Annotated in this window: 17 protein-coding genes and 1 pseudogene; 12 read left to right on the forward strand and 6 right to left on the reverse strand. The window is 60.7% G+C overall.

Annotation, left to right across the window (positions count from 1 at the left end; translation table 11 throughout):
* Positions 1-19: 19 nt before the first annotated feature.
* Positions 20-451 (reverse strand): Lrp/AsnC family transcriptional regulator, encoded by a 432-nt coding sequence (locus AC1DYR_RS10355; protein WP_477705034.1) that lies wholly within the window; start codon positions 449-451, stop codon positions 20-22.
* Between the two features lie 176 nt (positions 452-627).
* Here AC1DYR_RS10355 and AC1DYR_RS10360 point away from each other — a divergent pair, with 176 nt between their 5' ends.
* A complete protein-coding gene (locus AC1DYR_RS10360) occupies positions 628-1,725 on the forward strand; it encodes a saccharopine dehydrogenase family protein (protein ID WP_477705035.1) in 1,098 nt (365 codons plus the stop codon).
* A 199-nt stretch (positions 1,726-1,924) separates the two neighbouring features.
* On the opposite strand, the gene AC1DYR_RS10365 is transcribed toward AC1DYR_RS10360, so the two are convergent.
* Complete coding sequence (locus AC1DYR_RS10365; protein ID WP_477705036.1) at positions 1,925-2,473, reverse strand: NADPH-dependent FMN reductase; 549 nt, start codon at positions 2,471-2,473, stop codon at positions 1,925-1,927.
* Positions 2,474-2,622: 149 nt separating this feature from the next.
* Positions 2,623-3,120 (reverse strand): annotated as a pseudogene (locus AC1DYR_RS10370) (MetQ/NlpA family ABC transporter substrate-binding protein); the annotation flags it as partial.
* Between the two features lie 267 nt (positions 3,121-3,387).
* Between AC1DYR_RS10370 and AC1DYR_RS10375 the strand changes: the two are divergent.
* Complete coding sequence (locus AC1DYR_RS10375) at positions 3,388-3,987, forward strand: DUF2239 family protein (RefSeq protein ID WP_477705037.1); 600 nt, start codon at positions 3,388-3,390, stop codon at positions 3,985-3,987.
* Between the two features lie 188 nt (positions 3,988-4,175).
* Positions 4,176-5,507 carry an MATE family efflux transporter gene (locus tag AC1DYR_RS10380; RefSeq protein WP_477705219.1) on the forward strand — a complete coding sequence of 444 codons (1,332 nt, stop codon included), beginning with the start codon at positions 4,176-4,178 and terminating at the stop codon, positions 5,505-5,507.
* Here the strand turns inward: AC1DYR_RS10380 and AC1DYR_RS10385 are convergent.
* Together AC1DYR_RS10385 and AC1DYR_RS10390 are read right to left on the reverse strand one after the other, a co-directional pair.
* Positions 5,504-5,947, reverse strand: coding sequence for a hypothetical protein (locus AC1DYR_RS10385; RefSeq protein ID WP_477705038.1), 444 nt, complete (start codon positions 5,945-5,947; stop codon positions 5,504-5,506). The two genes, AC1DYR_RS10380 and AC1DYR_RS10385, sit on opposite strands and share 4 nt — an antisense overlap.
* 106 nt (positions 5,948-6,053) lie before the next feature.
* Positions 6,054-6,602, reverse strand: coding sequence for a hypothetical protein (locus tag AC1DYR_RS10390; protein WP_477705039.1), 549 nt, complete (start codon positions 6,600-6,602; stop codon positions 6,054-6,056).
* Positions 6,603-6,922: 320 nt separating this feature from the next.
* On the opposite strand from AC1DYR_RS10390, the gene AC1DYR_RS10395 reads away from it, so the two are divergent.
* The 9 genes from AC1DYR_RS10395 to AC1DYR_RS10435 all read left to right on the forward strand — a co-directional run bounded on the left by AC1DYR_RS10395 (position 6,923) and on the right by AC1DYR_RS10435 (position 12,443).
* Entirely contained in the window at positions 6,923-7,174 is a 252-nt protein-coding gene (locus AC1DYR_RS10395) for a hypothetical protein (RefSeq protein ID WP_477705040.1), read from the forward strand.
* 123 nt (positions 7,175-7,297) lie between these two features.
* Complete coding sequence (locus AC1DYR_RS10400) at positions 7,298-8,392, forward strand: acyltransferase family protein (RefSeq protein ID WP_477705041.1); 1,095 nt, start codon at positions 7,298-7,300, stop codon at positions 8,390-8,392.
* Entirely contained in the window at positions 8,389-8,847 is a 459-nt protein-coding gene (locus AC1DYR_RS10405; RefSeq protein WP_477705042.1) for a putative immunity protein, read from the forward strand. Before AC1DYR_RS10400 ends, AC1DYR_RS10405 begins: the two co-directional genes overlap by 4 nt.
* Positions 8,848-8,949: 102 nt before the next feature.
* Positions 8,950-9,618: a LysE family transporter gene (locus tag AC1DYR_RS10410; protein WP_477705043.1), complete on the forward strand. Its 669-nt coding sequence runs from the start codon at positions 8,950-8,952 to the stop codon at positions 9,616-9,618.
* A gap of 12 nt (positions 9,619-9,630) precedes the next feature.
* A complete protein-coding gene (locus AC1DYR_RS10415; RefSeq protein WP_477705044.1) occupies positions 9,631-10,275 on the forward strand; it encodes a glutathione S-transferase in 645 nt (214 codons plus the stop codon).
* Positions 10,276-10,350: 75 nt separating this feature from the next.
* Positions 10,351-10,773 (forward strand): VOC family protein, encoded by a 423-nt coding sequence (locus tag AC1DYR_RS10420; RefSeq protein ID WP_477705045.1) that lies wholly within the window; start codon positions 10,351-10,353, stop codon positions 10,771-10,773.
* Between the two features lie 36 nt (positions 10,774-10,809).
* Positions 10,810-11,430, forward strand: coding sequence for an HAD-IA family hydrolase (locus tag AC1DYR_RS10425; protein ID WP_477705046.1), 621 nt, complete (start codon positions 10,810-10,812; stop codon positions 11,428-11,430).
* A 134-nt stretch (positions 11,431-11,564) separates the two neighbouring features.
* Positions 11,565-12,104 (forward strand): hypothetical protein, encoded by a 540-nt coding sequence (locus AC1DYR_RS10430; protein WP_477705047.1) that lies wholly within the window; start codon positions 11,565-11,567, stop codon positions 12,102-12,104.
* Positions 12,105-12,188: 84 nt separating this feature from the next.
* Positions 12,189-12,443, forward strand: coding sequence for a hypothetical protein (locus AC1DYR_RS10435; protein WP_477705048.1), 255 nt, complete (start codon positions 12,189-12,191; stop codon positions 12,441-12,443).
* A gap of 110 nt (positions 12,444-12,553) precedes the next feature.
* On the opposite strand, the gene AC1DYR_RS10440 is transcribed toward AC1DYR_RS10435, so the two are convergent.
* The gene (locus AC1DYR_RS10440; protein ID WP_477705049.1) at positions 12,554-12,814 is read right to left on the reverse strand and encodes a UBP-type zinc finger domain-containing protein; all 261 of its coding nucleotides are present in this window, start codon (positions 12,812-12,814) and stop codon (positions 12,554-12,556) included.
* Positions 12,815-12,817: the final 3 nt, after the last annotated feature.

The raw sequence follows: 12,817 nt of genomic DNA on the forward strand, positions 1-12,817 counted from the left end.
GGCCCAGCGCCAGGGGTTCTCAGCGCCGAATGCGCGTAGACAGCACCACCGAGGTATTGGTGCGCTCGACCCCATCGAGCAAGCCAATGCCGTCGATCAGTGCATCCAGCCGTTCAATCGAGCCGGCCTGCACGATGGCGATCATGTCGAAGGTGCCGCTGACCGAGAGCAGTGAGCGGACCTCGGGGATCTTGCGCAGCGCCGCCTCGACCGGGCCAGAGAGCTTGGGGCCGACGGTGAGCATCACGTGGGCGGCCACCTGCGACTGCTCATACGCGTCGCCGGTGCGCACGCCGTAGCCGGTGATGACCTTGTCGCGCTCCAGCCGCTCTATGCGGGCCTGCACTGCCGTGCGCGACAAACCCACCTTGCGGGCGAGCAAGGCCACCGGGCAACGGGCGTTTTCACGCAACTCGCTGAGCAGTATCTGGTCTATGGCGTCAAGGTTCATGCGTCTGGGTGGGTTGCACCCTGTTGTGGAGATGAATAGTCAAATAGATGGTTATGGCCTTCTATTTACCTAAATTATCACTTCTATTTGTATAAATTGATACTACCAACCGCCGGTGCTGCACTCCACAATCAATCAACGCCCCTCGCTTTGGAGTGGCCATAAAAGGAGCTGATATGAAAAAAATCATGGTCGTAGGCGCAGGCAAAATCGGCTCAACCATTGCCGCCCTGCTGGGCGCCAGCCAGGACTATGCCGTCACGGTGGTAGACGCATCGCAGGCCGCATTGGCAGGCATCAAGGCCAGCGGCGGAGTTCAAGTCATAGTGCTGGACGTCACCGACCCCGCCGCCCTGCGCGCGGCGCTTGAAGGGCAGTTTGCGGTGCTCAGCGCAGCGCCGTTTCACCTCACCACATCGATTGCCGAGGCCGCCGTGGCGGCCGGTGTGCATTACCTGGACCTGACCGAAGACGTGGCCAGCACGCGGCGCGTGCGGGAGCTGGCCGGTACCGCGCGCTCGGCGCTGATCCCGCAATGCGGCCTGGCGCCGGGTTTTGTGTCCATCGTGGCGGCCGACCTGTGCCGGCGTTTTGACAGCCTGCACAGCGTGCGCATGCGCGTGGGCGCCCTGCCCCAGTACCCGTCGAACGCGCTGAACTACAACCTGACCTGGAGCACCGACGGCGTCATCAACGAGTACTGCGAGCCCTGCGAAGCCATTGTGGAAGGCGTGCTGCGCCAGGTGCCGCCGCTGGCCGAACACGAGGAGTTCTCACTCGACGGCGTGACCTACGAGGCCTTCAACACCTCAGGCGGCTTGGGCACGCTGTGCGAGACGCTGCAGGGCAAGGTCACCAACCTCAACTACAAGACCATCCGCTACCCCGGCCACGCAGCCATCATGAAGGCGCTGCTCAACGACCTGCGCCTGCGCGACCGCCGCGGCGTTCTGAAAGACATCCTGGAAAACGCCCTGCCCACGACGATGCAGGACGTGGTCATCGTGTTCGTGACTGTGAGCGGACAGCGCGAAGGCCGGCTGATGCAGGAGACCTACGCCCACAAGGTTTACAGCCACGTGGTCGGTGGCGTGTTGCGCAGCGCGATCCAGATCACCACGGCGGCCGGTATTTGCACGGTGCTGGATTTGCTGGCTAACGGGCGGTTGCCAGCGCAGGGGTTTGTGCGGCAGGAAGATATTGCGTTGGGGGATTTTCTGGGGAACCGGTTTGGTAACGCTTATTCGCCTTTGGTGGAGCGGGCTGCGGCTTGAGTTTTTTTAGGAAAACAGGCGTTACGGTTAATGGGGGCGAGCGCTAGCGGCTATTGAATTGATAGCGGCTTCTTTTTTGGGTTGTTGTTGGTTTGATGGGCGCGCCTTCCTCTGAGTCCTGCTGGCCGGGCAACTCCCGGCCAGCAACCCTCAGCAAAAGCGCACCCACTAAACAAGAGCCGCAACGGGCAACACAAGCTCAAGAGTGCTTCTTGACCCATCCCACATAAGCATCCACCCACCCCTGTAAAAACTTGCGGCTGCCTTCACTGATGCCGCCATCAGCGTCGTACAAACCTTCCTTGTTGTGCACAAAAGCCTCAGGCTGCCCCAGCGTAGGCACATTCAGGTAGGCCAGGATATTGCGCAGGTGCTGCTGGGCAAGCGCGGTGCCAATGGCGCCAACCGATGCCCCAATCACGCCGGCAGGCTTGCCATCCCATGCACTCTGCCCATAAGGGCGTGAGGCATGGTCAATGGCATTTTTCAGCACACCGGGAATCGATCGGTTGTATTCAGGCGTGACAAACAGCAGGCCCTGCGCCGCCTTGATCTCGCCCTTGAGCCGCTTCACCTCTGCCGACGGATTCCCGTCATCGTCCTGGTTGTAAGGCGGCAGGTCGTCAATGCGCACATGGGTAAAGCTGAAGTCCGCGGGAAACAGCTTTTCAAGCGCTCCGGCGAGTTTTTTGTTGAACGAATCCTTGCGGATGCTGCCGACGACGACAGCGATGTTGTATTGAGCCATGGGGTTCTCCAGAAAATGTCAGGATGGAATGGGTTGACCAGCGGATCTGCAAAGCCACCTCAACTTGTAAAACAATTCGCGTGTTTTCGCTGTAGGACTTCAGGACAGAATGCCCCGAAGCCCTGCTTTCCCATTCAGCTGAAAACCGTTCAGAACCCCGCCAGCACCGCGCCCTTGAACTCGGCTTGCACATACTTGCGGATTTCTTCCGAGTGGTAGGCCTTGACCAGCTTGGCCACCCAGGGCTTGTCTTTGTCTTGCTCGCGCACGGCCAGCAAATTGACATACGGCGACTTGGCAGCTTCCTGGGCAATCGCGTCTTTCGGGTTCAGCCCGGCTGAGAGCGCGCAGTTGGTGTTGACGGCCGAGGCGTCCAGGTCGTCCAGCGAGCGTGGCAGCTGCGCGGCGTCGAGCTCCACAAACTTCAGCTTCTTCGGGTTCTCGATCACGTCGAGCGGCGTGGCCTTCAGGCCTGCTTCGGGCTTGAGCTTGATCAGGCCCTTGTCCTGCAGCACCAGCAGCACACGGCCGCCATTGGTCGGGTCGTTGGGGATGCCGAAGCGCGCGCCTTCTTTCAGCTCGGCCAGGCTCTTGACCTTCTTGGAATAGAGGCCGATCGGGAAGTTGACGGTGTAGCCGACGTTGACGAAGAGCTCGATCATGAAAATTCGCTAGACCTTGTCACCCCTCACGGTTCTTGTGAAAACGTGTGAGGCTCATTTTTAAACAGGACGCGAATTTAGCCGAGCTTTCCCCAAACTCAAAAGAATATTAAATTGACTAGTTAGATCAATAACCAGCTATAGAGCCCGATTTACAGCCTTTTACGCATTTTTCAGCGAAAACTTGATCATTTATACCCGGATGATATAAACTCATCATTTGACCCGGACAAAATTAACCGTAATGACTTTATGACCTCTACCATGATCGCCACGCCCCGCACCCTGACCGCCTTCGCCGGGTTCCAGCGCATTGCCTCCGGGCCGCGCCGCGAGCTGCTCGCGCAGTTGCGCGCTACACCCCAGCCGGCCGACATCCTGCTTCGCATATTCAACGATGCCAACGGGGAACGCCTGGACCTTGACCTGCGGCCCGATGCCGTGGATGCGCCCGACGACACGCCGCCCGACCTTCCGCCCGCTGAACCCGAAGCACCGGCGACGCGTTCTGTCGGGCGCCCCCGGCTGGGGGTGGTTGCGCGTGAAGTCACCTTGCTGCCGCGGCACTGGGAGTGGCTCAGCCGCCAATCCGGCGGTGCTTCGGTTGCGCTGCGCAAGCTGGTGGAAGAAGCGAGCAGGGCCAACGAGGCACGCGATGCGGTACGGGCCTCCCGCGAAGCCGCATACCGCTTCATGGCGGAAATCGCGGGCGACCTGCCCGGCTTCGAAGAAGCCACCCGCGCCCTGTTTGCCGGCGACCGGCTGCGTTTTGCCACCCTGGTCGAGCCCTGGCCTGAGGACGTGCGAACCTACCTGGCGGCACTGGCCGCCGCCAGCTGGAGCGCCGCATGAAGCCGCCGGATCTTTCCGCCCTCGACCACCGGCTTGAAACCGAAGTGCATGAGGGCGACGTGCGCGCAGCGGGTGAAATCGCGGCACCGCCGATTTCCGTGGCCGACACGGCTCCGCCGCTGGCAACACAGCCTGCGGCGGCGAAACCCGCTTCGCACGGCCGGCCCGCATTGAGCGACGGGGTGCCGATGTGGAAGACCTTTGCCGCCTTCCTTGCGCCCATGCTGCTCAGCAACATCCTGCAGTCGCTGTCGGGCACGCTGAACAACGTGTACGTCGGCCAGATGATCGGCGTCGGCGCATTGGCGGCGGTGTCCAGCTTTTTTCCCATCCTGTTTTTCTTCATCGCCTTCACCATCGGCCTGGGCGCAGGCGCCTCCGTGCTGATCGGCCAGGCCTGGGGAGCGCGTGACACCGGAAAAGTCAAATCGATTGCCGGCACGACGCTCAGTGTCGGCCTGATTTTTGGCCTGCTCGTGGCGCTGTTCGGCGGCATCTTTACCGGGCCCCTGCTCAGGGCGCTGGGCACGCCGGCCGACATCCTGCCCGACGCCACGCTCTATGCCCGCATCATGATGATGGCAGGGCCCGGCCTCTTCGTCTATCTGCTGGCCACCGCCATGCTTCGCGGTGTGGGCGATACCGTCAACCCTCTCTACACGCTGGGCATTTCAACCCTGGTCGGCCTCGCCGTCACACCGGCGCTGATCCGCGGCTGGTTCGGCCTGCCGCAGCTGGGCGTGGCCAGCGGTGCGGTGGCTTCGGTGCTGTCGATGGTGACGGCCACGGCCTGGCTGGCCTTCAGGCTGCGCCGCATCCACAGCCCGCTGGCACCGGACGCGGAATTTGTACGCCACATGCGCATCAACGGCAGCATCCTCAAGACCGTGCTCAGGATCGGCGTGCCCACCGGCGTGCAGATGATTGTCATTGCGCTGGCTGAAGTCGCCCTGCTCTCGCTGGTCAACAGTTATGGCTCCAACGCCACAGCGGCCTACGGCGCCGTCAACCAGGTGGTGGCGTATGTGCAGTTCCCGGCGATCTCGATTGCCATCACCGCTTCCATCCTGGGTGCGCAGGCGATCGGCGCGGGCCGCACCGACAAACTGGGCACCATCGTGCGCACCGGTCTGCTGATGAACCTGGTGCTGACCGGCTCACTCGTGCTGCTGGGCTATTTGTTCTCGCGCCACCTGATGGGCTTTTTCATCACCAGCGAACCGGTGATTGAGATGGCACAAACGCTGCTGCACATCATGCTGTGGAGCAGCGTCATCTTCGGCATGGCCTCGGTGCTCTCGGGCATCATGCGCGCCAGCGGCTCGGTGCTGGTGCCCACCGGCATCGCCATCTTCTGCATCGCGCTGGTGGAGGTGCCCGTCGCCTGGTTCATGAGCCACCGCATCGGCATCAACGGCATCTGGGTGGCCTACCCGGTCACCTTCATCGCCATGCTGGGTCTGCAGACGGCTTATTACCGGCTGGTCTGGAAGAAGAAGTCGATCAGGCGCCTGATTTAGGGCAGCGCCGGGGCTGTGGCCTTTTGACGGCTGCCTGGCCCTGGCAAGCCGCTTTCAGGCAAAAGGGGGTAGCCCAGGCGCCGGGACCGCCGGTCAGACCCAGGCACCAGAGCCATCGGGCGGTTGTCGGAAAACTCGGGCAGGTGCTCGGCCAGTTGTTTAAAGCTGGTCACTATCCACGGACAAACCCAATGACGTACCCAGCGGGCCATGGCGATTCCCGGGTCGCCGATGCGAAGGCTGTCGGCAAAACGCGGACTTTTGAAGGAGCGGGCTACATGCCGCTCTACCAGCGGAGTGGCCTCATCGGCAACCCAGTCCAGAAATGCGGGCGACATCTGGAGACGGCTGGCTTTGACGAGCTCGATCACCAGGCCGTCCAGCGCCGCGATGGCCAGGATGCAGGCTTCTTCGGCGGAAATGGAATGGCTGCGAATCATGATTGTGCGGGGTAGCGGAAGATCAATCTTGCCCGCGCGACATGACACCTTCGTGTCTGTGAGACACGCCCCTTCCCCCGATTGTCAGTGTCGGTAGCACTGAAAGCTATTGCTCGGGCGGCAGCAGCATGGCCAGGCGTTCACTCAAACCGTCAGCTCGATCCGGACCGGCGATTTCCTCGACGTTGAGAATGATGTCCCGGGCAATCGCCATCATGGATTCGCGGTCCCGCGCTTCACGCAGCTGATCCCGGTAATGCGCCGCAAGCGCGGGCATTTTCCTCACGAACATACGCTCACAGATATCAAACAGGAACATCCGGGTCGTCGCAAGAGATCGCTTGCCTTCAAAGTTGTCGCTCGATGGCTTGGCCGCCTCTTCAGCCAGCGGCGCGGGCTCCGCAACGGCGACCTGCTGGACAGGCGCCGCGCTGGCCACAAGGGCAGTGGCGGCAACACCTGCCTCGGCGGGAAGCAGGTACCCATCGGCAATCAGTTTTTCCAGGATGCTGCCGTCGTCCTGCAACAGCGCCTGCATTTCATCGCGGGTTTTACGACCGTCCGCGAGAAAAAGCGCTGAGCGCTCGCGAAGGTTGAGCACGCGCTCCTTCGAGGCCAGTTCAAGCTTTGCTTTTTCGGTTTTGTGTAGCGGCATGCGCACGCAGCTTCGGAGTTGTAAGGATGTGTGAACAGTAGGCAGTGCGCATGTCCAGCCTGTGACACGCTCCTGCAAGCGGCGCGGCAGTCAGGAAATTTTCTTTGTGGGGAGCAACAGCACCCGCGGGGATGCCAGATCGCCTTGAATAGCGGCAAACACTATGCATGCGTACATTTTTTTATGATTTTTAGCGTATTAACACCCGCTTGCGATAGACGGCTTCGTCATGACGCCGACATAATTTCCGAACCCGCTATCCAGCGGGTGGCCGTGCGCTGCCTGCCAGCGTTCTCAACCCTGTTGACCGAAGGATCTGAATGAACGCTATCAAAAAAGCCCGGAAACTCATCGCCGCCAATCCGCAGTCGGACTCCGCGCAAACACTGGCCCGGCTGGTGCGCGCACTTGAATCAGATGAAAATTTTTACCTTGGTGACCTGTACAAGCTCAACTATGAAGAATTCAATGTGGGCATTGATATCCTCAAGGAATGGCGCCTGGACTGCTACTACATGAGCAAGGCCAAGCTTCACGATCTTTCAGTGCACTTGGGCGAGCTTCAGTATTGAGCCACCAAAAACTTTGGCGCGAGGGCTTTTGCGCTCGCGGCCTGCACCCGTGAGCGCTACTTTCCTGCTGGCGTCAATCGGTATCGCGGCTCTGGTTTCATATGTCGCTGTCGTTGCCGTGCCATGACCCAACGCAACGCCACCGTGGACATCGCCCGAGGCATCGGCATTGTGTTGGTGGTGCTTGGGCACAACAATCTGGTACTGGAGAACAAGGGCGAACTCTTTCGCGTGATTTACGCATTTCACCTGCCGTTGTTCTTTTTTCTCTCGGGCCTGTTCCTGAAAGATTCCGATTCCCTGCGCAAGTTTGCGCTGTCGCGGGCCGATGCGCTTCTCAAACCCTACTTTATCGTGCTGACGCTGGCGGGCATCCTGATGGCGCTTGATTCCGACGTGGTTCCCACTGCCGACACAAGCGCCTCTGATTATTTTTTCGGCGTCCTGTATGCCACCGCACCCACCATTGCGTGGGCACCGCTCTGGTTTTTGCCGCACCTCTTCGTTGCGTCGGTGGTGGCCATGGCCATCCTGCGCGCCACCAGGGCCGCCAAACGCCGCGCACACTGGGTTTTTTTGGCCGCCTCGATACTGCTGGCCGTGGGCATCCGCTGGATTGGGAGCTTCTGGCAAATCGACACGGCCAGCCTGCATTTCATGGGCCTCGCCCGCTGGCCGGGGTTGCCCTGGAGCCTTGACCTGACCTTCATCAGTTCGGCCTGCCTGCTGTTCGGGTTCCTGCTGCGCGAACAGGTCATGGCAGTGAATTTCAACGCCATCAGGCTGCTTGCCGCGGCCATTGCCTTTGCGGCGCTGCACTACCATTTCAACGAAACCATGGACCTGAATCTGCGCATCTACGGCGAGCCGCTCATTGCCACACTGCAGGCCGCGCTGGGCATTTACATGGTGCTTTGCATCTCAGCATTGCTGGCGCGGTATCCGCGGCTGCAGCGCCCATTGACCTACATCGGCTCCGGCAGCCTGCTCATCCTGGTGTTTCATCCCGTCGCGCAGGGGCGGGCCTTTCTGCTGCTTTCCCGCTTCAGCCACAACGACTATCTGGTTGGGGCGGCGAGCCTGGCTGCGGGCGTCGCATTGCCGCTGCTCGTGCTGGAAATTGCGAAACGCCAGCAGTACCTGGCGGCCCTGCTCTTGCCCCGAAAATTCAGTCAGGCAGTCCCGCAAAATACCCGCACCTCGAAACAATTGCCATGAACCACGAGCTCTCGCGCCTGGCGGCCAGCATCCATCTTGATGAACCGGGTCAGGAAGCCCTCCGGCTGGCCTTTGGCCTGGCGTGCGCCGGCCGCGTGCAGCATTTGCTGGAAGACCCCAGGGCCGTTGATGGCCTGGCACAGCTTCAGGCTTTCGTTGACGGCAAACTGGAAAGGCCTGCCCTGGCGCGGGCGGCGCAGGAAGTTGCCGCAGTGGCCAACAGCCATAGGGGCTCCAATTCCATTGACGGCGCGGCCCACGCAGCCGTCTCTGCCACCTACGCCGTGGCCAATGCACTGGCTGGCCGGGCTCTGGATGCGGCCGGCTACGCGGCTTATGCCGCCGTCTATGGCTACGGCGGCTACGCGGTCAACGACCCGTCGGCTTTCGAGGGAGAGTTCGCGTGGCAGGTCGAAAAACTCCGGGAACTGGCCCCGACCTTCCCGGCGCGCTGAAGCGGCCGGCATGGGGGCGCCACATCCGGTGACCGCACCAGGCCTGCGCTTGTGCCGGTTGCGCGGTATAAACGTCAGGTCGTCTCTATTCCCTTCGCATCCATGACCACGCTTTTCATCTCCGCTTTCCTGCTCGGGCTATTGTTCAACGCCGCGCCGGGTGCTGTTTTTGCCGAAACCGTGCGCCAGGGCGTGCGCGGCGGTTTCCGGCCGGCCCTGGCGGTGCAAATCGGCTCACTGGCCGGTGACGCGCTGTGGGCCCTGCTCGGGCTGGTCGGCATTGGGTTGCTGCTTCAGCTGGAGTGGATTCGCTGGCCCGTCGGCATCGCCGGGGCACTGTATCTCTTCTGGCTTGCCCGCGACTCATGGCTTTGCGCCAGCCAGGAATTCGCTTTAACGGACCCGGCAACGGCCGAACCCCAAAAGGCCATGCGCGCCGGCGCCCTCCTGTCCATCACCAACCCACAAAACATTGCCTACTGGGCCGCACTCGGCAGCGCCTTGGGGGCCGTTGGAATCCATGAACCGACGGCCGCCGACTACGGCATCTTTTTTGTGGGCTTCATGGTGTCGTCGGTGGTATGGGCTTTCTTCTGCGCGGCAGTGGTTGACCGGATCTTTCGCCGGGCCGGCATGCGGTGGGCCAAGGTGACCTACAAGCTTTGCGCTGCCGCTTTTCTGGCGCTGGCCATTGGCTCGGTGCGTGACCTCATGGTCCAGTCGCCGCCTCTTCCCCATCAAGACAAATCCGTCGTGACCGGTAAACCCTGAACAGGAACTGCCATGCAACTCATAGGAATGCTCGACTCGCCCTACGTTCGCCGCGTAGCCATTTCCCTGCAGCTCCTGGGCCTGCGCTTTGAACATCAATCGGTCTCGGTCTTCAGCACCTTCGAGAAATTCCGGCAGATCAACCCGGTTGTCAAAGCACCCTCTCTTGTGTGTGACGACGGCACGGTGCTCATGGACTCCACCTTGATCATCGACTACGCCGAGGCGCTGGCCGCCCAGCAGGCGCCACCCAGAAGCCTGATGCCGGCGGCCATTGCCGAGCGCCAGCAGGCGCTGCGCGTGATCGGCCTGGCCATGGCCGCCTGTGAAAAAAGCGTGCAAATCATCTATGAACGCAACCTGCGCCCCGCTGAAAAGCTGCACCAGCCCTGGGTGTCACGCGTGACGGGCCAGTTGCTGGCGGCCTATGGTGAGCTGGAATCAGAACTTCGGCGCAAACCGCTTGCTGCGACCAGCGGCACCATGGGCCAGGACGGCGTGACCACGGGCATTGCCTGGCACTTCACGCAGGCCATGATTCCCGAGGTGGTCAACGCGGCCGACTACCCGGCCCTGTGTGAATTCTCTGCCCGGGCTGAGCAACTGCCTGAGTTCATGGCGGCACCGCACGGGGACAGCGTTTATCGCCAGGAATAGACTTCATACGCCTGGCAAGCCTTGGTATCAGGGACGCGTGTTTGAGACACATCAACCCAATGTAAGGAGTTCTCCATGAAGCCACGCATTACGGTTATCACTGTCGGCGTTGATGATCTGGAAAGATCGCTTCGCTTTTACCGCGACGGCCTCGGACTTCACACCGAAGGCATTGTGGGTACCGAATTTGAGCATGGCGCCGTGGCCTTCTTTGAGCTGCACGCCGGCCTGAAGCTTGCCATCTGGCCGCGCAAAAGCATTTCCCATGATTCGGGTGTTCCGCTGGAAAATGCCAGCGCAACCGAATTCACACTGGGCCATAACGTCTCTTCGAAGGCAGAAGTTGATACTGTCATGGCGCAGGCCAAAAAAGCGGGTGCCGTGATCACCAAGGAAGCACACGACACATTCTGGGGCGGCTATGCCGGCTACTTCCAGGATCCTGACCGGCATCTGTGGGAGGTGGTGTGGAACCCCCAATGGTCAGCCGGCAATTGAAACATAGCGTGCACGAATACAAAAATCATCCATCCCATGACCACACAAAAAATCCAGGCCCTGCTGTTCGATCTCGGCGGCGTGTTGATCGACGTCGATTTCAACCGCGTGCTGGAGTACTGGCAGCCTATTTCCCGCTTGTCCCTTGAAGAACTGAAAGCCGCCTTCAGCGCCGATCTGCCTTACCAGCAGCATGAACGCGGTGAAATCACGGCGGCGCACTACTTTGCCCACCTGGCCGCGAACCTGCAGTTGCAGGATGATCCCGCGCACATCACCGAAGGCTGGAACGCCATTTTCGGCGGTGAAATCACTGAGACTTTCAGCCTGGTGCAGGAGGCGCGCACCCATCTTCCCTGCTACGTGTTCTCTAACACCAACGCCACGCACCAGGCAGCATGGACAGCGCTCTATCCCGATCTGGCGCAGTCATTCGAGCGCATTTTTGTGTCGTCTGAAATGGGTTATCGCAAACCCGAACGCCGGGCCTTTGAATACGTCGCTGAGGCGATGGGCGTTCCCCTGAATGCCATCCTGTTCTTTGACGACCATCCCGACAACGTCGAAGGCGCAAGGGCCGCCGGGCTGCAGGCAGTCCATGTGCGAGGGCCGGCGGATGTCAGGGCTGCGCTTCAGGGAATAGGTTGCGTGAAATAAGGCGTTTCCCCTGGCGAACAACGAGCGTGCTTTTTAATCCGCCCCCGTTTGCACAGCAACGCGAATCACGGCATCTAGAATCAGGCGTAAGCTGCGCACCATCAGAATTCATACAACAGGGGAGCGAAATGTCGATGGAAAAATCCGAAGTCAAGCAGATGGCGCAGGAATTACTCGCCGCCGGACAGGGGAAAACCGCGACGTTTGCACAGTTGTCCGGCCAGGGCATGAAAGACAAGCAACTCGCGACCGTGATTGCGAGTTACCCGGATCCCGAGCTCACCGAAGCCCACAGGGGCAAAGTCCGGGTGTTGATCGTGATCATGCTCATCCAGGCGGTTCTTGCCTTTTTTGTGGGCTACGGAATCGGCTACAAACTTGGCCCGAACGCTCCCTGGATCGCAAGCGCATTGGTGACGCTGGTACCACTGGCCTTTGCCTGGGCTTTTTATGCCAACAAGGCGGTCGCTTACGAAGCCTATGTGATGCTCTCCATACTGGGAGTCGCAAGAACGCTGGACGGCTTCGTCACTGCGCCCGCCAGCACCCTGGGCGGGCTGGTCATCAGCGCGGCCTTGTGTGGTTTTGTCCTTTACGTCCAATCCAGAGTTTTCCCGGACCTGGGCTTCCTGTCGCCGAAAAAAGTGGCTGGAAAATTTGTCTTCTCAAGCTGAACTTTCGCCCACATTTAAAGCTTCCAGACCCACTCCCATCCGGTGGAAGTGGACTCGCCGGCCCTGGACCGCTAGGATGTCTGCATGGTCACAGAACCCGAGCCCGATCCAGGCCCCACCCCGGAGCTTTCCGAAGAAAAGGTCAATGAGGCACACGACGCCTGGTGCCGGACCTACGTGCATGTCTGGGCTGACCTCTCAAAAGGCGTTTACGACAAGGACGCGGTGGAAAAAGCGGCCGACGAGCATTGGCAACGCAGCCCGAAATCCAGCCCGGTGATGGTGGCCACGACGGAGTTCACCAAGACCACCAAGGCGGCGCCACCGCCCTCCGTCTGAGAGCCGTTCACAAAGCCCAGCGAAGCGGTCCTGGCTAGGCGCGACGCCGCAGACAGTGCACCGGCACGGCAAGGCGACGCAACAACGCCAGGAGGTTTTGTGAACGGCTCCTAGCCCACTTGCAGTTGGTGCTCATAGCACCACATCCAACTTTCTCCAGGCTCAAACGACTGGATCACCGCGTGCCCGGTCGCTGCATGGTGTTTACTGGCGTGTTTGTTTTTTGAATCGTCACAGCAGCCGACATGGCCGCAGTGCACGCACAGCCGTAAATGCATCCAGGTGTCGCCCATCTTCAGGCATTCTTCGCAACCCCTTGAATTAGGTGCGTGAACTTCGGCAGGTACGTGGGTGCAGGGTTTGATGCGCATGTG

This window comes from Polaromonas sp. P1_F9 (genome assembly GCF_056405615.1).

Excerpts from the sequence above, each read along its gene's own strand:
- AC1DYR_RS10405 (WP_477705042.1), top strand. The coding sequence starts at position 8,389 with ATGAACCACGAGCTCTCGCGCCTGGCGGCCAGCATCCATCTTGATGAA.
- AC1DYR_RS10360 (WP_477705035.1), top strand. The coding sequence starts at position 628 with ATGAAAAAAATCATGGTCGTAGGCGCAGGCAAAATCGGCTCAACCATT.
- AC1DYR_RS10430 (WP_477705047.1), top strand. The coding sequence starts at position 11,565 with ATGGAAAAATCCGAAGTCAAGCAGATGGCGCAGGAATTACTCGCCGCC.
- AC1DYR_RS10395 (WP_477705040.1), top strand. The coding sequence starts at position 6,923 with ATGAACGCTATCAAAAAAGCCCGGAAACTCATCGCCGCCAATCCGCAG.
- AC1DYR_RS10400 (WP_477705041.1), top strand. The coding sequence starts at position 7,298 with ATGACCCAACGCAACGCCACCGTGGACATCGCCCGAGGCATCGGCATT.
- AC1DYR_RS10390 (WP_477705039.1), bottom strand. The coding sequence starts at position 6,602 with ATGCCGCTACACAAAACCGAAAAAGCAAAGCTTGAACTGGCCTCGAAG.
- AC1DYR_RS10385 (WP_477705038.1), bottom strand. The coding sequence starts at position 5,947 with ATGATTCGCAGCCATTCCATTTCCGCCGAAGAAGCCTGCATCCTGGCC.
- AC1DYR_RS10365 (WP_477705036.1), bottom strand. The coding sequence starts at position 2,473 with ATGGCTCAATACAACATCGCTGTCGTCGTCGGCAGCATCCGCAAGGAT.
- AC1DYR_RS10435 (WP_477705048.1), top strand. The coding sequence starts at position 12,189 with ATGGTCACAGAACCCGAGCCCGATCCAGGCCCCACCCCGGAGCTTTCC.
- AC1DYR_RS10410 (WP_477705043.1), top strand. The coding sequence starts at position 8,950 with ATGACCACGCTTTTCATCTCCGCTTTCCTGCTCGGGCTATTGTTCAAC.
- AC1DYR_RS10355 (WP_477705034.1), bottom strand. The coding sequence starts at position 451 with ATGAACCTTGACGCCATAGACCAGATACTGCTCAGCGAGTTGCGTGAA.
- AC1DYR_RS10440 (WP_477705049.1), bottom strand. The coding sequence starts at position 12,814 with ATGCGCATCAAACCCTGCACCCACGTACCTGCCGAAGTTCACGCACCT.
- AC1DYR_RS10415 (WP_477705044.1), top strand. The coding sequence starts at position 9,631 with ATGCAACTCATAGGAATGCTCGACTCGCCCTACGTTCGCCGCGTAGCC.
- AC1DYR_RS10420 (WP_477705045.1), top strand. The coding sequence starts at position 10,351 with ATGAAGCCACGCATTACGGTTATCACTGTCGGCGTTGATGATCTGGAA.
- AC1DYR_RS10375 (WP_477705037.1), top strand. The coding sequence starts at position 3,388 with ATGACCTCTACCATGATCGCCACGCCCCGCACCCTGACCGCCTTCGCC.
- AC1DYR_RS10380 (WP_477705219.1), top strand. The coding sequence starts at position 4,176 with ATGTGGAAGACCTTTGCCGCCTTCCTTGCGCCCATGCTGCTCAGCAAC.
- AC1DYR_RS10425 (WP_477705046.1), top strand. The coding sequence starts at position 10,810 with ATGACCACACAAAAAATCCAGGCCCTGCTGTTCGATCTCGGCGGCGTG.